The organism is Pseudomonas syringae (assembly GCF_021605415.1).
GTDB classification, from domain to species: Bacteria; Pseudomonadota; Gammaproteobacteria; order Pseudomonadales; family Pseudomonadaceae; genus Aquipseudomonas; species Aquipseudomonas syringae_S.
In genome coordinates this window covers 1-19,815 of sequence record NZ_WKEQ01000030.1, presented here as the reverse complement: position 1 = coordinate 19,815, position 19,815 = coordinate 1, and the positions used below count along the sequence as shown (strand labels likewise).

Below are 19,815 nucleotides of genomic sequence, written 5' to 3'. Positions count from 1 at the left end.
AATCGGGGCGTTTTTTTATGCGTATTGGCCACGGCTATGATGTGCACCGTTTCGCTGAAGGCGATTTCATTACTCTGGGCGGGGTGCGCATTGCACACGGCTTCGGGCTGCTCGCTCATTCCGACGGTGACGTCCTGCTGCACGCCTTGAGCGATGCCTTGCTCGGCGCTGCGGCGCTGGGTGATATCGGCAAACATTTTCCCGACACCGACCCGCAATTCAAGGGCGCCGACAGTCGCGCACTGTTGCGGCATGTGGTTGCGCTGATCCACGCCAAAGGCTGGAAAGTCGGCAACGTCGACAACACCATCGTCGCCCAGGCGCCGAAAATGGCCCCGCATATCGAATCGATGCGTGCGCTGATCGCGGCGGATCTTCAAGTTGAGTTGGATCAAGTGAACGTGAAAGCTACTACCACCGAAAAGCTTGGCTTTGTCGGTCGAGAAGAAGGCATCGCCGTGCATTGCGTTGCGTTGTTGCTGCGCGCATGAACGAACTGCAACTGCTCGGCCCGCGAGCCTACGGTGATGCCCTCGGCACGGCGGTATTGAAAGCCATCGCTGAAGATTTCCAGGTGGATGAAGTCCTCGATATTCCGTTCAGCGGCGATGGCGAACACTTGTGGATCTGGGTGGAAAAACGCGGCCTCAACACCGAAGAGGCGGCGCGGCAAATTGCCAAGGCTGCGGGCGTACCGTTGCGCACGGTGAGCTACGCCGGTCTCAAGGATCGTCAGGCCCTGACCCGTCAGTGGTTCAGCGTGCAGTTGCCGGGCAAGGCTGATCCAGATCTGTCGGCGGCGGAAAACGACACGCTGAGGATCCTCAAAACCACCCGCCATAAGCGCAAGCTGCAACGCGGGGCGCATTCGGCCAATGGGTTCACGTTGCGTCTGACTCAGTTTGCTGGCGACAAAGAAGCACTCGAAGCGCGTCTGCAACAGATATCCAGGCAAGGCATTCCCAATTACTTCGGCGCCCAGCGCTTTGGATTCGACGGCGGCAACGTGGTCGACGCCCGTTCATGGGCTGCGCGCAAGGCTTTGCCGGAACAGCGCAATGTACGTTCGCGCCTGCTCTCCACGGCGCGCAGTTTTCTGTTCAATCAGGTGCTGGCGGCGCGTGTGGCCGATGGCACCTGGCAGCAGGCGCAAGTCGGCGATCTGCTGGCGTTCACCGACAGCCGCAGCTTTTTCCCGGCGGGCGAAGCGGAGTGCAGCGACCCGCGTCTGGCGATTCTCGACCTGCACCCGACCGGCCCTCAATGGGGCGAAGGTGACTCGCCGGCCACCGGCGTTGTCCATGAACTGGAGCAGGGCATCGCTGCACACGAAGCGGATCTGCGCGATTGGTTGATTAATGCCGGTATGAGCCACGAACGTCGCATCCTGCGACTGCCCATTGGCGGGTTGTCGTGGCATTATCCCGAGCCTGACATTCTGCAACTGGAATTCGTCCTCCCGGCCGGATGCTTTGCCACCGTACTGGTGCGCGAGCTCGTTGATCTGGTGCCGGTGGGGCAGACGGACAGCCCATGCGTATTCTGATTTCTAATGATGATGGGGTCACCGCGCCCGGTCTCGCCGCGCTTCATGCTGCGCTGGCGGATTACACCGAATGCGTCGTGATTGCCCCGGAGCAGGACAAGAGCGGTGCCAGCAGTTCGCTGACGCTGGATCGTCCGCTGCACCCGCAATACCTGACCAATGGTTATATCAGCCTCAACGGCACGCCCACCGACTGTGTGCACCTGGGCCTTAATGGCCTGTTGGAGCAGCAACCGGACATGGTGGTGTCGGGCATCAATCTCGGCGCCAATCTTGGCGATGACGTGTTGTATTCCGGCACGGTGGCGGCGGCTCTGGAGGGGCGCTTTCTCGAGCGTCCATCGTTTGCGTTTTCACTGGTGTCGCGTCAACCGGACAACCTGGCCACGGCAGCGCACTTCGCACGCAAACTGGTCGAGGCCCATGCCGCGCTCGATCTGCCGCCGCGCACGGTGTTGAACGTAAATATTCCCAACCTGCCGCTCGATCACATTCGCGGCATTCAGTTGACCCGCCTCGGCCACCGCGCCCGGGCAGCGGCGCCAATGAAAGTGGTTGATCCGCGCGGCCGCGCCGGGTACTGGATCGCGGCTGCCGGCGATGCCGAAGATGGCGGGCCGGGCACGGACTTCCACGCAGTGATGCAGGGGTATGTCTCCATCACGCCGTTGCAGCTTGATCGCACTTTCAATGACGCTTTCAGAAGTCTGGATGGCTGGCTGGAGGGACTGCGCTGATGGCTCGCGAACAAGACGATATGCTGCGTCGCGGCATCGGCATGACCTCTCAGCGCACCCGCGAACGTTTGATCCAGCGCCTGTACGAAGAAGGTCTGTCCAACGCCAAGGTGTTGGAAGTGATTCGCCGCACGCCGCGACATCTGTTTGTCGATGAGGCCCTGGCGCACCGTGCCTATGAAGACACGGCACTGCCGATCGGCCACAACCAGACCATCTCTCAGCCTTATATGGTGGCGCGCATGAGCGAGCTGCTGCTGGAAGCGGGTCCCTTGGACAAGGTGCTGGAGATCGGCACCGGTTCCGGCTATCAGACTGCCGTGTTGTCGCAGCTGGTGGAGAGGGTGTTTTCGGTCGAGCGCATCAAGGTGCTGCAGGACCGGGCCAAAGAGCGTCTGGTCGAACTGAATCTGCGCAACGTGGTATTTCGTTGGGGCGATGGTTGGGAGGGCTGGCCGGCACTGGCGCCCTATAACGGCATCATTGTCACGGCGGTGGCCACCGATGTGCCTCAGGCCTTGCTCGATCAACTGGCCCCGGGTGGGCGAATGGTGATTCCGGTCGGCTCCGGCGAGGTGCAGCAATTGATGCTGATTGTGCGCGAAGAGAATGGTTTTTCTCGGCACATTCTCGGAGCGGTGCGCTTCGTGCCTTTGCTCAACGGACCGCTGGCCTGACATTTGTTTAAAGGCGCTGAATTCCTCTTCAACGTCCTTGTCCTACAGCAGCGTTGGCTGATTAAACGCTACACACTGTCTGTCAGCAAACGTGTGCGCAGGACAAGATCACTTCATTAAAGGTAAAGCCGGTTCGGCCCGTTATACTTGCGACACTTTATGCCTGATCAGGCATTTGCACATTTTTCAGCCACCACAAAGGGAGCGGCGGGTGAGTCTCACAGTCATTGCGCAGCGTATGGGTAACACAAGCTTTCAGCGCCTGGTGACTGGCCTCGTCTTGAGCACCGTGCTGGTCGGTTGCTCCAGCACCAAATCGAACAACGTCCGTGTGGTCGATCGCAACAATGCGGTGGCTCAGCGACCTGCGGTAACGACCGGGCAGTACGTAGTCCGAAAAGGCGACACCCTGTTTTCGATCGCGTTTCGCTACGGCTGGGACTACAAAGCCCTCGCCGCCAGAAACAATATTCCTACGCCTTACACGATCCATCCGGGTCAGACGATTCGCTTCGACGGCCGCACCGGTTCGACGCCAACGGCTGTCGTGCGTAACACCAGTTCTTCGCCTTCTTCATCGAGTAAAACCACGGTAATCCGGCGCCAGGCGAATGGCACGACGACCACCACCACAACCGGTTCCGGCGCCGGTTCTACTGCGGTTGTACCGTCCGTCGCCAGTAAGTCGACACCCGCTCCGTTGCCTCCGGCAGGCCCAGGCCCGACCGGCTGGGGATGGCCATCCAATGGCATTCTGATTGGAAAATTCTCTTCAAACGGCAGTTTGAATAAAGGAATTGATATCGCCGGGGATTTGGGACAGCCTGTTTTAGCTGCGTCTGATGGGACGGTGGTATACGCCGGGAGTGGCTTAAGGGGCTACGGCGAATTAGTCATCATCAAGCACAGCGAAACCTACGTCAGTGCGTACGGTCACAACCGTAGGCTGTTGGTTCGGGAGGGGCAGCAGGTCAAGGTCGGACAGACAATTGCCGAAATGGGATCAACGGGTACAGACCGGGTGAAACTGCATTTTGAGATTCGCCGACAAGGTAAACCTGTAGATCCACTGCAGTTCCTGCCACGTCGTTGATTTGTTAACCAGCCTGTTCCGTCACGTAGAGGGGACAGGCTCCAGCGCTGCCAAGGATAAAGGCGTCGCTTGAGCTTGGGGTCGAACTCACCAAAGGACTATAACAATGGCTCTCAGTAAAGAAGTGCCGGAGTTTGACATCGACGATGAGGTTCTCCTGATGGAGACCGGCATCGATTCGGATTCGATGTCGAATGATGAAGGGGCAGCTCCACCTTCCGTTCGTGCCAAATCCAAACACTCCGCTTCGCTAAAGCAACACAAGTACATCGACTACACGCGGGCACTTGATGCCACGCAGTTGTATCTCAACGAAATCGGCTTTTCCCCTCTCCTCTCCCCGGAAGAAGAAGTTCATTTTGCGCGCTTGTCGCAAAGTGGCGACCCCGCCGGGCGCAAGCGCATGATTGAAAGTAACCTGCGGCTGGTGGTGAAAATCGCCCGGCGTTACGTCAATCGAGGGCTGTCGCTGCTGGATCTGATCGAAGAGGGCAACCTCGGGCTGATCCGCGCGGTGGAAAAGTTCGATCCCGAGCGTGGCTTCCGCTTCTCGACCTATGCAACGTGGTGGATTCGTCAAACCATCGAACGCGCAATCATGAATCAGACTCGAACCATTCGGTTGCCGATTCATGTGGTCAAGGAACTCAACGTGTACCTGCGGGCCGCACGCGAGCTGACACAAAAGCTCGATCACGAACCTTCACCCGAAGAAATCGCCAACCTGCTGGAAAAACCGGTGGGCGAGGTCAAGCGCATGCTGGGCTTGAACGAGCGGGTTTCTTCGGTCGATGTCTCGCTGGGTCCGGATTCGGATAAAACCCTGCTGGACACCCTCACGGACGACCGTCCGACCGACCCATGCGAACTGCTGCAGGATGACGACCTGTCGCAAAGCATCGATCAATGGCTCTCTGAATTGACGGACAAGCAACGCGAAGTGGTTATTCGCCGCTTCGGTCTGCGCGGCCATGAAAGCAGTACGCTGGAAGATGTAGGCCTGGAGATCGGACTGACCCGGGAACGGGTGAGGCAGATCCAGGTGGAAGGCCTGAAGCGTCTTCGCGAAATTCTGGAGAAAAACGGCCTGTCGAGCGAGTCGCTGTTTCAATAAGCGTTTTCGCCTGACCGCCCGCAAAACGCCCCGACTGGTTCGGGGCTTTTTGTTGCCCCTGTAAGAGCTGCCGAAGGCTGCGATCTTTTGACTTTGATTTGATGGGCTCGTGTCGTTTGTAGTGTTGCGGTGTAAGCCGTAGCTTACTCTTTCGTAGGTGTTCGCTATTTTTACACGTGCTTGGGCGTCGCTTTGTTTACACCAGCTCTCATAACCTGCTGATTTTTATACTTATTAATAAATATTAACGCCGCATGACAAGGGGTTTCGCGCGATTGGGCCGATTGCCCTCGCCGGGAAATTCTCTAGTATCCGGGTTGTGTCGACGGACAGACACGCCCTTCAAGGACGAGGGGAATGGACATCGCAGGACGCGATTCATCAGGACGATGAAAAGGAATATATGGAATAGGGAAAAAATGTGGGCGGGTCAAACCGCCCCTTTTTTCGCCCGTAGAAAAGCAAAAAGGCCCGCAAGGGGCCTTTTCATGAACGCGAACAGATCAGCGTTCGAGATCAGCGATCTTGCCCGGCTTGCCATCCCACTCTTCAGCGCCTGGCATCGAATCTTTCTTCTCGGTGATATTCGGCCAAATGTCGGCCAGCTCGGCGTTCAACTCGATAAAGTTTTCCATGCCTGTCGGCACTTCATCTTCAGAGAAGATGGCCACGGCTGGGCACTCAGGTTCGCACAGGGCGCAATCGATGCACTCATCCGGGTGAATCACCAGGAAGTTCGGGCCTTCGTAAAAGCAGTCCACCGGACAGACTTCTACGCAGTCGGTGTACTTGCACTTGATGCAGTTGTCGGTGACGACGAAGGTCATTTCTAATTTTCTCCTCAGGCGGCGGCAGCGTTGCCCCTTCACGGTTGGGGTCGCCAGGTTCGGGAGCGATGTCTGCCAGCCAGGCTATTAGCCAGCAGCATCCCAAACCGCGCGAGATTCTAACAGCTTGAAGCCGTTTGCGTTATATCCGCTTCTTCAGTGCTTATATCCGGTTTTTAAGTGCATAGAGCATTTCAAGCGCACGGCGCGGCGTCATGTCGTCGATATCCAGTTTAGCCAGCTCATCCAGTACCGGATGCGGCAGACTGGCAAACATGTCGCTCTGCATCGGCGCCGCCGGTTTGCCTTTGATCGCCACCGGTACCTCATGGGGCAGGGCGGTGTCTTCCAGGCGGCTCAAATGCTCGCGGGCACGCACAATCACTTCGCTTGGTACGCCCGCCAGTTGTGCAACGGCGAGACCGTAACTCTGGCTGGCAGGCCCCGGCAGTACGTGGTGCAGGAACACAATGCGCTCGTTGTGTTCGGTGGCATTGAGGTGCACGTTGGCCACTAGCGGTTGAGCTTCCGGCAACACCGTCAATTCAAAATAGTGCGTTGCGAACAGCGTGTAAGCGCGCAGATGCGCCAGTCGTTCGGCCGCTGCCCACGCCAGCGACAGACCATCGAAGGTGCTGGTGCCGCGACCGACTTCGTCCATCAGCACGAGGCTGCGATCCGTGGCGTTGTGCAGAATGTTGGCGGTTTCGCTCATTTCCACCATGAAGGTCGAACGGCCGCCGGCCAGGTCATCGCTGGAGCCGATCCGGGTAAAGATCCGATCGACCAGTGACAGCTCGCAACTGGCGGCGGGCACAAAACTGCCGATGTGCGCGAGCAGTACGATCAATGCGGTCTGGCGCATGTAGGTGGATTTACCGCCCATGTTTGGGCCGGTGATCACCAGCATGCGCGTGTTGTCATCCAGGCTCAGGTCGTTGGCCACGAACGGCGTGCTCAGCACCTGCTCGACCACTGGATGACGACCCTGGGTGATACGCATGCACGGTTCGCTGACGAAGCGCGGGCAGTTCAGATCAAGATTCAGTGCGCGTTCGGCGAGGTTGCTCAGCACGTCCAGTTCGGCCAGTGCGCTGGCAGTGTCCTGCAACGGCGGTAACTGGCTGATCAAATCTTCGAGCAAGGCTTCGTAAAGCATCTTCTCGCGGGCCAGAGCGCGGCTCTTGGCCGACAGTGCTTTGTCTTCAAACGCTTTGAGTTCCGGCGTGATAAAGCGCTCGGCGCCCTTGAGGGTCTGGCGACGGATGTAATCCGCCGGCGCCGACTCGGCTTGCTTGCTCGGTAACTCGATGAAGTAACCATGAATGCGGTTATAGCCGACTTTCAGGTGAGACAGGCCGGTGCGAGCCTTTTCCCGGGCTTCCAGATCGATGAGGAACTGCCCGGCGTTTTCGCTCAGGGATTGCAGTTCGTCGAGTTCACTGTCGTAACCGGTTTTCAGCACGCCACCGTCACGGATCACCGCCGGCGGGTTATCGATAATCGCTTTCGCTAGCAGGGCCGCCAGTTCCGGGTAGGTGCTGGTGGTGGTTGCCAATTGATTGAGGTGCGGTGCTTCCAGATCGGCCATCGCCACTTGCAACTCAGGCAGCGCGCCGAGTGCGTCACGCAGACGGGCAAGGTCGCGAGGTCGTGCGTTACGCAGTCCGATTCGCGCGAGGATCCGCTCGATGTCGCCGATTTCTTTGAGTTGCGGCTGCAGGCTCTCGAAACGATAACGGTCGAGCAGGCAAGTGATCGACGTCTGACGCGCCAGCAACACGGTCAGGTCGCGCAGTGGGCGGTTCAACCAGCGGGTCAGCAGGCGGCTGCCCATCGCGGTCTGGCAACGATCGACTACCGATTGCAACGTGTTATCGCGACCGCCGGACAGGTTAGTGTCCAATTCCAGATTGCGGCGGCTGGCGCCGTCCAGCACGACGGTGTCGTCCAGACGTTCATGACGCAGGCTGCGCAAATGGGGCAGGGCGGTGCGCTGAGTTTCTTTGGCGTAGGCCAACAGACAACCGGCGGCGCCGATGGCCAAAGTCAGGCTTTCACAACCGAAGCCTTTCAGATCCTGAGTGGAAAACTGCTGGCAAAGACTTTTCAGCGCCGTGTCGCGCTCAAAATCCCACGGCGCACGACGACGGACGCCACGGCGTTTTTCCGCCGGCAAGTCTTTCGGCCAATCGTCCGGGATCAACAGTTCAACCGGGTTGACCCGCTCCAGTTCCGCCAGCAGGTTCTCCCAGCCCTTGATCTCCAGCACAGTGAAGTTGCCGCTGGTGATGTCCAGCACCGCCAGACCGAACAGGCGCTCGTCACCCAGCACCGCAGCGATCAGGTTGTCGCGGCGCTCGTCCAGCAGCGCTTCGTCACTCACTGTGCCCGGCGTAATGATCCGCACCACCTGACGATCCACCGGACCTTTACTCGTTGCCGGGTCACCGACCTGCTCGCAAATCACCACCGACTCGCCAAGCTTGACCAGTTTTGCCAGGTAACCTTCCGCTGCATGGTAAGGAATCCCGCACATCGGAATCGCCTGTCCCGCCGATTGCCCGCGAGCAGTCAGGGTGATGTCCAGCAACTTCGCGGCTTTCTTCGCATCTTCATAGAAGATCTCGTAGAAATCCCCCATCCGATAGAACATCAGCTGATCCGGGTGCTGATTTTTCAGCCGCCAGTATTGCTGCATCATCGGGGTGTGGGAGGACAGGTCGGAGACGGCTTTATTCATCGGATTGTCAGCAAACTCGTTGAAAAATGTAGGGCAAAAGCAGTGGCATCGGCCGGGCTTTTCCGCGATGGGCGCAAGGTTACCATGGGTGGTTGGCACGGCGCAGGCATGGCGGTCGGGTGACGTTGATACGGCCGTTTTTTAAATTTATGCATTACTTATGCGCATCAGCATTTGTCTTCGCAAAAAACTTCAAGCACTATGCGCGTTATGCAAAAACGCAACGTATCAACAGTCTTAAGAGCGCTGCTCGACCAGCACGGGATCTCCCCCACGGAGCTTCACCGGCGCACCGGCGTGCCTCAATCCACGCTCTCGCGGATTCTCGGCGGGAAAATTGTCGATCCCTCGGATAAGCACATTTCGAAGATCGCCAAGTATTTTGGCGTCAGCACGGATCAGTTGCGCGGGCGCGCAGAGGTCGCACCAACGACCAGTGCGGTGCGCGGTGATGTGCATTCTGAACTCAAGGACATAAGCCTGTGGGATGACGACACCCCTGTCGACGACGACGAGGTGTCGGTGCCGTTTCTTCGCGAGGTTGAATTGGCGGCTGGATCCGGACGATTCGTCATCGAAGAGAGCGAGCGCTCTAGCCTGCGCTTCGGCAAGCGCAGCCTGCGGCATAACGGCGTGCAGTTCGATCAGGCCAAGTGTGTGACGGTGCGGGGTAACAGCATGATGCCGGTGCTGCGTGATGGCGCGACCGTTGGCGTCAACGCCGGCAAGTCCGGAATCGGCGACATCATTGATGGCGACCTCTATGCGATCAATCACAACGGCCAGTTGCGCGTAAAACAGCTTTATCGTCTGCCTACTGGTATTCGCCTGCGCAGCTTCAATCGCGATGAACATCCGGACGAGGACTACACCTTCCAGGAAATGCAGGACGAGCAGATCGTCATCCTCGGCCACGTCTTCTGGTGGGGCATGTACGCCCGATAACCTTTATACGTTCCACTGAAACCCGCCCTCCGGCGGGTTTTTTTTCGCCTTCAAAAACCTTCGACAAGCCCGGATTACTTGGTTTTCCATGCGTCAGTGCATTTTTTCTAGGTGGGTAAATGCATTTTCGCATTGACTGTATATGCATCCATGCATATTCTTTCCGCCAAGCCGCTCGACAAGGCGGCTGGCAAGACAAGCTCTTCAGCTCCACAAGAACAGGCAGCGATGAACCGGCCTCAACGGTTCAGAGGGTTGGCAACTGACCCGGGTGTGCAGCGTAAAGCACCAGAAGCAGTTATCCGGCGGGCAGGGACCGCGGTCGGAAAAACAATTTGAATGGACTCGTACCGCGCCAGTCGCGCCGAAAAGTCAGCTTCCTTTCGAACCCAGGACTGAAAGGGAAGGCGAAGGAGCGCATTACTGAAAAGCCCGACGGCTTGAAGCCGGGCTTTTTGGAATGCCTGCCTCAAGAGACAACGATTGAATCCAACACACATCACTCATCCATCACCCCCAAGGAGGTTTGACATGACAAACGAGCAACAAGTATTGGCGGACATGCCGACCTGGCTGGTCATCCTCCTCGCCGTGGTGGGCGGGGTGTCTGGCGAAATGTGGCGCGCCGACAAAGAAGGCGCACACGGCTGGTCACTGGTGCGGCGCCTGGCCCTGCGCTCCGGCGCCTGCATGGTCTGCGGCGTGTCGGCAATCATGCTGCTGTATGCCGTCGGCATGTCGATCTGGGCCGCCTGCGCCTTCGGTTGCCTGACGGCAATGGCCGGCGCGGATGTGGCCATCGGTCTGTACGAACGTTGGGCGGCCAAGCGTATTGGCGTTGGCGACGTGCCGCCGCGTGATCCGCAATAACCCTTCACTTGTGCATTGCGCCGCATGCTCCTGCGCAGGCCTGCCAGGCCTATATCAGAGCGCTCGCGTCTTCACATTTTGAATGAGCCTGCGCCTTGCAAGCGCGATGGGCTCGTGTACGGTGGTGCCATTGCGAACGATCTGGAGAGCGCCGTGAAAGAGATCACCCAACTGGCCGCGGAACTTGGCCGACGCTTGCAGTTGCTCAATGCCCACGTCACCACCGCCGAGTCTTGCACCGGTGGCGGTATTGCCGAGGCGATCACGCGGATTCCAGGGAGTTCGGCATGGTTCGAGGCGGGTTATGTGACCTACTCCAACCGGCAGAAGACCCAGCAATTGAATGTGCCGGCGCCGTTGTTCGAGTCGGTGGGGGCGGTCAGTCGCGAGGTGGTCGAGGCCATGGTGCTCGGCGCGCAGGAAAAAAGTCAGGCGCATTTTGCAGTGGCGGTGAGCGGCGTGGCAGGTCCCGACGGCGGCTCGCCGAACAAACCGGTAGGTACGGTGTGGCTGGCCTGGGGCGTGGGCGAGTCGGTTTTCAGCGAGGTACAGCATTTTCCCGGCAATCGCGATGAAGTCCGCCGACAAACGGTGAAGGCCGCGCTAGAGGGGCTGTTGCGACATGCGGCACGAGAAATCGAAAATCAGGGGTAGGCGATCCGCAAACGCTGTGGAATAATACTGGCTACTTATACAGGTGTTGGCCGTCAGGCCTTATTGATTACGTGAGGACTTTAATGGACGACAACAAGAAGAAAGCCTTGGCTGCGGCCCTGGGTCAGATCGAACGTCAATTCGGCAAGGGTGCCGTAATGCGTATGGGCGATCAGGATCGTCAGGCGATCCCGGCCATCTCCACTGGCTCTCTGGGTCTGGACATCGCGCTCGGCATCGGCGGTCTGCCAAAAGGCCGTATTGTTGAAATCTACGGTCCTGAATCTTCCGGTAAAACCACGCTGACCTTGTCCGTGATCGCCCAGGCACAAAAAGCCGGCGCGACCTGTGCATTCGTCGACGCCGAACACGCCCTCGATCCTGAATACGCCGGCAAGCTGGGCGTCAACGTCGACGACCTGCTGGTGTCCCAGCCGGACACCGGCGAACAGGCACTCGAAATCACCGACATGCTGGTGCGTTCCAACGCGGTTGACGTGATCATCGTCGACTCCGTGGCTGCCCTGGTACCGAAAGCTGAAATCGAAGGCGAAATGGGTGACATGCACGTGGGCCTGCAAGCCCGTCTGATGTCCCAGGCGCTGCGTAAAATCACCGGTAACATCAAGAATGCCAACTGCCTGGTGATCTTCATCAACCAGATCCGTATGAAGATCGGCGTGATGTTCGGTAGCCCGGAAACCACCACCGGCGGTAACGCGCTGAAATTCTACGCCTCTGTTCGTCTCGACATCCGCCGTACCGGTGCGGTGAAGGAAGGCGACGAAGTGGTCGGCAGCGAAACCCGCGTCAAGGTTGTGAAGAACAAGGTCGCTTCGCCGTTCCGTCAGGCCGAGTTCCAGATTCTTTACGGCAAGGGCATCTACCTCAACGGCGAGATGATCGACCTGGGCGTGCTGCACGGTTTCGTCGAGAAGTCCGGCGCCTGGTATGCCTATGAAGGCACCAAGATCGGTCAGGGCAAGGCCAACTCGGCGAAGTTCCTGGCGGACAACCCGGAAATCGCGGCGAAGCTGGAGAAGCAGCTGCGCGACAAGCTGCTGTCCCCGGCAGTGGTAGCGGACGCCAAGGCTTCTGCGGCCAAAGAGACCGAAGCCGATCTGGCTGACGCTGATATCTGATCGCTCCGATGACGACCGCCGTACTCGATACACTCGTCGCGGTGCGGCGAACCGCCATGGATCTGCTCGCACGTCGTGAGCACGGTCGAGTCGAACTGACGCGTAAATTGCGTCAGCGCGGCGCGCTTCCCGAACTGATCGAAACAGCCCTCGACCGTCTGACGGAAGATGGGCTGCTCTCCGAAGCCCGCTACCTCGAAAGCTTTGTTTCCTACCGCGCCCGTTCCGGCTATGGCCCTTCGCGAATTCGCGAAGAGCTGGGTCAGCGCGGCTTGCAACGTGCTGATATCGAACTCGCCCTGCGTGAGAGCGGTATCAACTGGCAGGAGCAGCTTGAGGACACTTGGCGGCGCAAATTCTCCGGACAGTTGCCCATTGATCTGCGGGAACGTGCTAAACAAAGCCGGTTTCTGGCGTATCGCGGCTTTTCGATGGAAATGATCAGTAGGCTGCTAAGCGGCAGGGCAATGGACGATTGAATGAAAACGGCCCGCTATTTCGATAACGGGCCTTTTTTTGTCTTCAGATAATCTTCGAAGGTTCTCGGGAAGGGTGTGCCGTTTGTGGTTTGGAATGGGCCCAGTTTTCCGGCAGATTGATGTAGTCCACCAGTTCGCGCAGGCGACCATGGTCGCGGGCATTGAAGGTGAACGCCAGTCGAGCGAGGTGGCTGAACTGGGCGTCGTCATGCTCCTCGCCGCTGTAGGCGTGCTGATGAAATTGATCGCTCAAGCAAAGATCCGCGAAGGCCTCCTGCATGTGATCCAGGGCTTGGTCGCTGAGCTTGTGGTGCATGCGAATCACGAATTGGCGCTTGAGCCAGCGGGTTGAATGGAAGTTACTGTAGAACTGGTTGATCTGCTCCACTGCTTCATCGGCGCTGTAGACCAGACGCACAAGCTTCAAGTCGTTCGACAGGATGTAGTGGTTGTCCGCCAGTTGCTGGCGAATGAAATTCAACGCGCCCTCCCAGAACGTGCCGCCTGGCGCATCCAGCAGCACCACCGGCACCAGCGGGCTTTTGCCGGTCTGGATCAAGGTTAGCACTTCAAGCGCTTCGTCCAGCGTGCCGAAACCGCCCGGACACAGCACCAGTGCGTCGGCTTCTTTGACGAAAAACAGTTTGCGGGTGAAGAAGAAGTGGAATGGCAGCAAGTTGCCCGTGCCGTCCACGGTCGGATTGGCGTGCTGTTCGAAGGGCAGGGTGATATTGAACCCCAAGGCGTGATCACGGCCCGCGCCTTCATGTGCTGCGGCCATGATGCCACCGCCGGCGCCGGTAATGACCATCATGTCCGAGCGGGTCAGCGCGGCGCCAAGCTCGCGGGCCATGGCGTAGAGGGGATGCTCGACGGGCGTGCGTGCCGAGCCGAACACGGTGACTTTGCGTCGTCCCTTGAATTGTTCCAGCACCCGAAACGACTGCTCCAGTTCGCGCAATGCTTGCAGGGTGATTTTGGCGTTCCAGCGATTGTGATCTTCCTGAGCCATGCGCAGCACGGTCAAGATCATGTCGCGGTAGATAGGAATGTTGGGGCTGTTGGGTGAAACCAGGTTGAGTTGTTCTTCGACCTTGTTGACCAGGTCGTGGCCGCTTTCCTGAAAATGACGGCTCAAGAGGTCATTCGGTTGGTAAGGCATTCAACGTTCTCCTTCTGGAAATCTCGCACTAGCAAAGCACACGGCCGCCAGCTCCTTTTCTGCCGTGAAAAACTAACGATAACTCATGGTCGATGATCATGACATTGCGCCGCGATGCCTTGACTGGCAACCGCTTATTGCAAGATTGCAAGGTGAATTCACCGCTCGTCCGAACCTGCGTCGACTGTCGTATGCTCTGATTAACTGACATATAGGCGCTCTACGACAGAGATACGTCAGCGACGCGCAGGTACTTCAAGGATTTGCGGGTGGCAAGGAGGCAGGAGAGATGGCCAGAATCATTCTGGAAATCGATACGCAGTTGTATCGATTGCTGAAAGCATCGGCCGAGGCCAACCAGATGAGTCTCGAAGAGGAGTGTTGCCGACGGCTGGCGGGGGGAGAGCGCCGCTCGCGCTATTTGCAGGCCTTGGTGGCCGAACTGCGCGCCGAAGATGAGCAGCGGCGCGCCAATTCCCGATGATTACTTCTTCTTCGCCGGGCCGGCTTTCGGGCAATCCGATTCCTGGTAGCTGGCGGAGCCGACTGCACGGTTGGTTTTCACTTCGGTGAAGTCATAACGCATTACCGCGCCTTTGGCCATCAGCTTGCGGAACGACGGGTTATTGCACACCGAGGCGCCCAGCTGGAAATACACGGCTTTCGGGTCGGCTCGCATCTTGTCGGCATGGCTGCTTTGCACGCTCAAGTGGTTGACCAGCGTGGTGCCTTCGACGGTGTAGCCCTGATCAAGAATGTCTTCGTTGATCGCCCGAGGAGTGCCAGCACTGCTTTGTGCGGCGACGTTGCGCAGCTCTCTGTTCAGGTTCTGCTCACTCAAGGATGCCGCTTGAGCGGTGAAGGTCGACGCCAGCGCGATGGCGGCGACGGGAACGGTAAGGCGCAGCATGAAACTCTCCTGGTTCAGTGACTGGTGGTTCGACCCGTCACGTGACTGTGCGTTCAGTGGCGGCGAATTATAGGGGAGCCGGTCGGGACGGTACAGGCTTGCGCCGGTCGCTCTGGTAAACTGCCGGCCTTTATTGCCTTGCCGAGTGTCATTCGTGTCGAGTTTCCCTGTTTGCCGGCGCTGCCTGCGATGAACCATGCCCCCAATGCCGTCGCCCGCCTGCGCGATCAGCGTGAAGATGAAGGCATCAAGCCGATCCAGGCCCGAGGCTTTCGCTCGGAGCGTTGCCGTGATTGCCGGGTTATTGTCAGCCATTGCCTTTGCGCCTGGCGTCCGACTGTCGAGACCCGTTCCGGCGTGTGCCTGATCATGACTGGCAAGGAAGTCTTCAAACCGAGCAACACCGGTTGGCTGATTGCCGACGTGGTGCGTGACAACCACGCGTTCATCTGGTCGCGCACAGAGCCTGACGAGCAAATGCTCGCGCTGCTCAATGACCCGCAATGGCAGCCTTATCTGGTGTTTCCCGGTGAATACGTCGAGCCGTCACGGGTGACCAACAGCGTCGATATTGATAGCAGCAAGCGTCCACTGTTCATTCTGCTCGATGCGACCTGGACCGAAGCACGCAAGATATTTCGCAAGAGTCCGTATTTCGACCGTTTGCCAATACTCAGCCTGTTGCCCGACAAACTCTCGCGCTATCGCCTGCGCCGCTCGACCCGCAGCGAACACCTGTGCACCGCCGAAGTGGCAGCGCTGTGCCTGGAGCTGGCGGGCGACAGTGAAGCCGCGTCGGCGCTGGACGCTTATTTCGATGTATTCAGTCAGCACTATCTGGGCGCGAAACAACAGCTGGACATGAACGAGTCGACCCCGGCGCACGCTGAACTGCGACCCTTTATACGAAAGCCGCAAGCGGTGTTGGCCCAATAGTGGCCCATACTGTGCAAAGCGCCGGCCGCGCGGCTTGACCACCCCGGCTTCGCTGGGCATGCTTGGCGCCGATTGGGTACGGCCAAGGTTTGAAACGCCGTTGCTTTGAAGTGCGAGAGCACTTGATTGGCGTTGAACGTGCCCCTATTGAACCGCTGCCTGGCGGTTCGTTGAGTTGCCTTGGCGAGTCCTGAATGCATCGGGTCTGCCATTAAAAACAGGATCATTTGAAAAATGGCCACATACGACATCCTGATTGCCGATGATCACCCCCTGTTTCGTAGCGCGCTGCATCAAGCGGTGACGCTGGGCCTTGGCCCTGATGTGCGACTGGTGGAAGTGGCAAGCATCGCCGAACTGGAAGCGCGCCTGACCGAAAAGGCTGATTGGGATCTGGTGCTGCTGGATTTGAACATGCCGGGCGCTTACGGTTTCTCCGGGCTGGTGCTGTTGCGCGGTCAGTATCCGCAGATTCCGGTGGTGATGGTGTCCGCTCAGGAAGAAGCGGCGATCATGGTCAAGTCCCGCGAATTTGGCGCCAGTGGCTTCATTCCCAAGTCCAGCGACCTGAGCGTCATTCAGAAAGCAGTGCGCGCGGTGCTGGACGGCGATGTGTTCTGGCCACCTCAGGCATTCGAAGCAGTGAGTGTGTCCGACGAAGCCAAGGCCGCCAGCGAAGGCCTTGCCAGCCTGACGCCGCAGCAGTTCCGTGTGTTGACCATGGTCTGCGAAGGTCTGCTGAACAAGCAGATTGCTTATGAGTTGAGCGTGTCTGAAGCGACCATCAAAGCCCACGTCACGGCGATCTTTCGCAAGTTGAACGTGCGCACTCGAACGCAAGCGGCTTTACTGCTGCAACAACTTGAGTCAATTCCGAGCCAATAAAGGTTGGCGCGTTCACGCTTTTTTGACTTTCGTTGATCTAGCTTTCCCACGTCTTTTTCAAGCGGTTACTTAACGTATGTCACCTTTCAAGGGCCACACCGGTCTCAAACGCATCCTAAATGCTTCGGGCTATTCGCTGGATGGTCTGCGCGCGGCATTCACTGGCGAAGCGGCGTTCCGCCAGCTGGTTCTGCTGAATGTGGTGCTGATTCCGCTGTCGTTCTTCCTGAATGTCAGTCGCGTCGAGCAGGCCTTGTTGATCGCCGTGTGCCTGTTGGCGCTGATCGTCGAGTTGCTCAACTCCGCCGTGGAAGCCGCCATCGACCGCATCTCGCTGGAGTTGCATCCGTTGTCCAAGAATGCCAAGGACATGGGCAGCGCCGCGCAATTCGTCGCACTGACCATGATTGCGCTGGTATGGGCCGTGATTCTGCTTTAAGCAATCGTCGGCAAAACGATCTCGTCGCTGCGCTGAACCCCTGCGGTGAAGGCGCGGCACAATTCGAGGAACTCGCGCATCGCCGAGGTCTGGTATTTCTGTTTGTGCCAGATGAAATAGAACTGCCGCGCCAGATCCAGATCCGGCGTCTCCACCGGCACCAGGCTGCCGCGCCGGAAAGCATCGCGTAGCGCCAGGCGCGAGATGCAGCCAATCCCCAGTCCCGACTCCACTGCGCGTTTGATCGCTTCGGTGTGTTCCAGCTCAAGACGGATATTCAGCGCGCTGCGATGATGACGCATGGCCTGATCGAAGGTCAGCCGTGTGCCAGAGCCTTGTTCGCGCAGAATCCACGCTTCATGGGTCAACTCTTCCATGGTCGCGCTGCCACGTTTGGCCAACGGATGTTGCGGCGCGCAGAACACCACGAGCTCATCTTCGACCCAACTCTGCACTTCGATGTCCGGGTGGTTGCAGTCGCCTTCAATTAGACCCAGATCAATTTCGTAATGGGCGACCTGGTGCACGATATTGGCAGTGTTCTGTACGTGCAGTTTTACCTGGCTTTCGGGATGACGCTGCATGAAACCGCCGATCAGCAGGGTCGCCAGGTAGTTGCCGATGGTCAGGGTTGCGCCCACCGACAGCGAGCCGAAACCGGATTTGCCATTGAGCAGGTCTTCGATTTCCTTGGCCTGATCGAGCAACGCCACGGCTTGCGGCAGCAGCTGTTTACCGAGGGCATTGAGGCTCAGCCGTTTACCGGCGCGGTCGAACAACTGGCAGCTGGACTGGCGCTCCAGTTCGGTGATTGAGGTGCTCGCGGCCGATTGCGACAAGTTGAGCAGGCCCGCAGCACGGGACACGCTTTCCTGCTGGGCGACGGCGACGAAAACTTGCAGTTGACGGAGAGTAAATCGCATATCGATATAACCGATAACCCTTATCTTAATAATCCAGTTAACAGATATTGTCGTCGCTATTAGAATGCGATGCAATTGCGCACCGGCCGCTCCGCGCTGAGCAGGCGCAGACCTCATCTCCAGGAGTTACCCGTACATGAGCAACATGAACCACGAGCGTGTCCTCAGTGTTCACCACTGGAACGACACTCTGTTCAGCTTCAAGTGCACCCGCGACCCGGGCCTGCGCTTCGAGAACGGTCAGTTCGTGATGATCGGCCTGCAACAGCCCAACGGCCGCCCGCTTATGCGCGCTTACTCGATTGCCAGCCCTAACTGGGAAGAGCATCTGGAATTCTTCAGCATCAAGGTGCCTGACGGCCCGCTGACCTCTCAGTTGCAGCACCTGAAGGAAGGCGACGAGATCATCATCAGCAAAAAGCCTACGGGCACGCTGGTGCTGGACGACTTGAAGCCGGGCAAACACCTTTACCTGCTCAGCACCGGCACCGGTCTGGCGCCGTTCATGAGCGTCATCCAGGATCCGGAAACCTACGAGCGTTTCGAAAAAGTGATCCTGTGCCACGGTGTGCGTTACGTCAATGAAGTCGCTTACCGCGAATTCATCACCGAGCACTTGCCGCAGAATGAATTCTTCGGCGAGGCGCTGGCCGACAAACTGATCTACTACCCGACCGTGACCCGTGAACCGTTTGAGAACATGGGCCGTCTGACCGACCTGATGCGCAGCGGCAAGCTGTTCAGCGATATCGGTCTGCCGCCGATCAATCCTGAAGACGACCGCGCCATGCTGTGCGGCAGCCCGAGCATGCTCGACGAGACCAGCGAAGTCCTCAACAGCTTCGGCCTGAAAGTCTCGCCGCGTATGCGCGAGCCGGGTGATTATCTGATTGAGCGTGCCTTCGTCGAGAAGTAAGCGAACCGCATCACCGGAAAGCCCCATTGCCTGCGAAGGCAATGGGGCTTTTTCATGCCAGGTGTTTGATCATTCCCACGCTCCGCGTGGGAATGCAGCCCGGGATGCTCCGCGTTCCTTCAACAGATCAAAAGATCGTCCGATCGCGGCCCGAGCCTTCGGCAGCTCCTAAACAGGGATAACTTCTAAGACGCGGATCTGCTCGGGAGTCGGATAATGCCAGCGCACATCCAGATCCCAGAATTGGGCGCCATATTCTCGTTCAGCTGCCGGAGTTTGATACGCCGGGCGCGGATCCTGCGCCAGGCATTGCTCAATCAGTTCGACCAGCGGCTCGGCAAGGCGCTGAGCGTGGCTGTGCGCCTGTTGCAGCGCCGAGTCTGTCCACTGCACGTCAATCAATTGCGGCGCCCCGCTGGCGATGCTATTGGCGGCATCGTTGATGATGTCTGCGTAAGGCACGTAGGGTTTGATGTCCAGAATCGGCGTGCCATCCAGCAGATCAATGCCGGAGATAAACAGGCGATTGGCCTCGACCTTATCCAGTTTCACCACTGATTGGCCGATGCCATTGGGGCGATGCGTGGCGCGGGTGGCGAAAACCCCCATGGATTTATTGCCGCCCAGGCGAGGCGGGCGAACCTTGAGCCGGGGCTTTTCTTCCAGCGCCTGATGGAACAGGAAAAGCAGCCAGACATGGCTGACCTGTTCCCCGTCTCTTATAAACATCTGACGCTGGCGCCGATTGACTAGTAGGTTAGAGTATCTGGGTCCGCGTGATGCTTCAAAATATAAATCTGACATTGTTAGTTGTGTT

General features: G+C 58.3%; 22 protein-coding genes. 16 read left to right on the top strand and 6 right to left on the bottom strand.

All coding sequences use genetic code 11. The features are described 5' to 3' along the window. Nucleotides 1-17: 17 nt before the first annotated feature. The 6 genes from ispF (at nucleotide 18) to rpoS (ending at nucleotide 5,167) form a co-directional block, all read left to right on the top strand. Complete coding sequence (gene ispF / locus GIW69_RS19620) at nucleotides 18-491, top strand: 2-C-methyl-D-erythritol 2,4-cyclodiphosphate synthase (protein ID WP_236484435.1); 474 nt, start codon at nucleotides 18-20, stop codon at nucleotides 489-491. After that, the gene (gene truD, locus GIW69_RS19615; RefSeq protein ID WP_236484434.1) at nucleotides 488-1,546 is read left to right on the top strand and encodes a tRNA pseudouridine(13) synthase TruD; all 1,059 of its coding nucleotides are present in this window, start codon (nucleotides 488-490) and stop codon (nucleotides 1,544-1,546) included. The genes ispF and truD overlap by 4 nt, the downstream gene beginning before the upstream one ends. Next, entirely contained in the window at nucleotides 1,534-2,283 is a 750-nt protein-coding gene (surE, locus tag GIW69_RS19610; protein WP_236484433.1) for a 5'/3'-nucleotidase SurE, read from the top strand. Before truD ends, surE begins: the two co-directional genes overlap by 13 nt. A 41-nt stretch (nucleotides 2,284-2,324) precedes the next feature. Further along, nucleotides 2,325-2,960: a protein-L-isoaspartate(D-aspartate) O-methyltransferase gene (locus GIW69_RS19605; RefSeq protein ID WP_236484477.1), complete on the top strand. Its 636-nt coding sequence runs from the start codon at nucleotides 2,325-2,327 to the stop codon at nucleotides 2,958-2,960. 211 nt (nucleotides 2,961-3,171) lie between these two features. Then, complete coding sequence (locus tag GIW69_RS19600; RefSeq protein ID WP_236484432.1) at nucleotides 3,172-4,053, top strand: peptidoglycan DD-metalloendopeptidase family protein; 882 nt, start codon at nucleotides 3,172-3,174, stop codon at nucleotides 4,051-4,053. Nucleotides 4,054-4,159: 106 nt separating this feature from the next. Then, nucleotides 4,160-5,167, top strand: a complete 1,008-nt coding sequence (rpoS, locus tag GIW69_RS19595) for an RNA polymerase sigma factor RpoS (RefSeq protein WP_093214972.1) — start codon at nucleotides 4,160-4,162, stop codon at nucleotides 5,165-5,167. 503 nt (nucleotides 5,168-5,670) lie between these two features. On the opposite strand, the gene fdxA is transcribed toward rpoS, so the two are convergent. Both fdxA and mutS read right to left on the bottom strand, forming a co-directional pair. Next, nucleotides 5,671-5,994: a ferredoxin FdxA gene (gene fdxA / locus GIW69_RS19590; RefSeq protein WP_236484431.1), complete on the bottom strand. Its 324-nt coding sequence runs from the start codon at nucleotides 5,992-5,994 to the stop codon at nucleotides 5,671-5,673. Nucleotides 5,995-6,157: 163 nt separating this feature from the next. Beyond that, nucleotides 6,158-8,737: a DNA mismatch repair protein MutS gene (gene mutS, locus GIW69_RS19585; RefSeq protein WP_236484430.1), complete on the bottom strand. Its 2,580-nt coding sequence runs from the start codon at nucleotides 8,735-8,737 to the stop codon at nucleotides 6,158-6,160. 210 nt (nucleotides 8,738-8,947) lie between these two features. Between mutS and GIW69_RS19580 the strand changes: the two genes are divergently transcribed. From GIW69_RS19580 to recX, 5 genes are all read left to right on the top strand, one after another. Next, a complete protein-coding gene (locus tag GIW69_RS19580) occupies nucleotides 8,948-9,682 on the top strand; it encodes an XRE family transcriptional regulator (protein ID WP_236484429.1) in 735 nt (244 codons plus the stop codon). Nucleotides 9,683-10,213: 531 nt separating this feature from the next. Then, entirely contained in the window at nucleotides 10,214-10,552 is a 339-nt protein-coding gene (locus GIW69_RS19575; RefSeq protein ID WP_236484428.1) for a phage holin family protein, read from the top strand. Nucleotides 10,553-10,705: 153 nt separating this feature from the next. Beyond that, nucleotides 10,706-11,206 carry a CinA family protein gene (locus tag GIW69_RS19570; protein WP_236484427.1) on the top strand — a complete coding sequence of 167 codons (501 nt, stop codon included), beginning with the start codon at nucleotides 10,706-10,708 and terminating at the stop codon, nucleotides 11,204-11,206. 83 nt (nucleotides 11,207-11,289) lie between these two features. Then, a complete protein-coding gene (gene recA, locus GIW69_RS19565; protein ID WP_236484426.1) occupies nucleotides 11,290-12,348 on the top strand; it encodes a recombinase RecA in 1,059 nt (352 codons plus the stop codon). Nucleotides 12,349-12,356: 8 nt separating this feature from the next. Then, complete coding sequence (gene recX, locus GIW69_RS19560; protein WP_236484425.1) at nucleotides 12,357-12,827, top strand: recombination regulator RecX; 471 nt, start codon at nucleotides 12,357-12,359, stop codon at nucleotides 12,825-12,827. Between the two features lie 43 nt (nucleotides 12,828-12,870). Here recX and GIW69_RS19555 read toward each other — a convergent pair whose 3' ends face one another. Then, complete coding sequence (locus GIW69_RS19555; RefSeq protein WP_236484424.1) at nucleotides 12,871-13,989, bottom strand: LOG family protein; 1,119 nt, start codon at nucleotides 13,987-13,989, stop codon at nucleotides 12,871-12,873. 289 nt (nucleotides 13,990-14,278) lie between these two features. On the opposite strand from GIW69_RS19555, the gene GIW69_RS19550 reads away from it, so the two are divergent. Beyond that, entirely contained in the window at nucleotides 14,279-14,473 is a 195-nt protein-coding gene (locus GIW69_RS19550) for a hypothetical protein (protein ID WP_236484423.1), read from the top strand. On the opposite strand, the gene GIW69_RS19545 is transcribed toward GIW69_RS19550, so the two are convergent. Continuing rightward, the gene (locus GIW69_RS19545; protein WP_236484422.1) at nucleotides 14,474-14,899 is read right to left on the bottom strand and encodes a PA3611 family quorum-sensing-regulated virulence factor; all 426 of its coding nucleotides are present in this window, start codon (nucleotides 14,897-14,899) and stop codon (nucleotides 14,474-14,476) included. Between the two features lie 189 nt (nucleotides 14,900-15,088). On the opposite strand from GIW69_RS19545, the gene GIW69_RS19540 reads away from it, so the two are divergent. From GIW69_RS19540 to GIW69_RS19530, 3 genes are all read left to right on the top strand, one after another. Beyond that, complete coding sequence (locus GIW69_RS19540; RefSeq protein ID WP_236484421.1) at nucleotides 15,089-15,835, top strand: tRNA-uridine aminocarboxypropyltransferase; 747 nt, start codon at nucleotides 15,089-15,091, stop codon at nucleotides 15,833-15,835. A 234-nt stretch (nucleotides 15,836-16,069) separates the two neighbouring features. Beyond that, nucleotides 16,070-16,720 (top strand): response regulator transcription factor ErdR, encoded by a 651-nt coding sequence (gene erdR / locus GIW69_RS19535; protein WP_236484420.1) that lies wholly within the window; start codon nucleotides 16,070-16,072, stop codon nucleotides 16,718-16,720. 76 nt (nucleotides 16,721-16,796) lie between these two features. Next, on the top strand, nucleotides 16,797-17,159 hold the full coding sequence (locus tag GIW69_RS19530) for a diacylglycerol kinase (RefSeq protein WP_236484419.1): 363 nt from the start codon (nucleotides 16,797-16,799) through the stop codon (nucleotides 17,157-17,159). On the opposite strand, the gene GIW69_RS19525 is transcribed toward GIW69_RS19530, so the two are convergent. Next, on the bottom strand, nucleotides 17,156-18,082 hold the full coding sequence (locus GIW69_RS19525; RefSeq protein WP_236484418.1) for a LysR family transcriptional regulator: 927 nt from the start codon (nucleotides 18,080-18,082) through the stop codon (nucleotides 17,156-17,158). The genes GIW69_RS19530 and GIW69_RS19525 overlap by 4 nt on opposite strands. A 136-nt stretch (nucleotides 18,083-18,218) precedes the next feature. Between GIW69_RS19525 and fpr the strand changes: the two genes are divergently transcribed. Continuing rightward, nucleotides 18,219-18,998 carry a ferredoxin-NADP reductase gene (gene fpr / locus GIW69_RS19520; RefSeq protein ID WP_236484417.1) on the top strand — a complete coding sequence of 260 codons (780 nt, stop codon included), beginning with the start codon at nucleotides 18,219-18,221 and terminating at the stop codon, nucleotides 18,996-18,998. Between the two features lie 168 nt (nucleotides 18,999-19,166). On the opposite strand, the gene tsaA is transcribed toward fpr, so the two are convergent. Next, nucleotides 19,167-19,802, bottom strand: coding sequence for a tRNA (N6-threonylcarbamoyladenosine(37)-N6)-methyltransferase TrmO (gene tsaA, locus GIW69_RS19515; RefSeq protein WP_236484476.1), 636 nt, complete (start codon nucleotides 19,800-19,802; stop codon nucleotides 19,167-19,169). Nucleotides 19,803-19,815 lie beyond the last annotated feature (13 nt).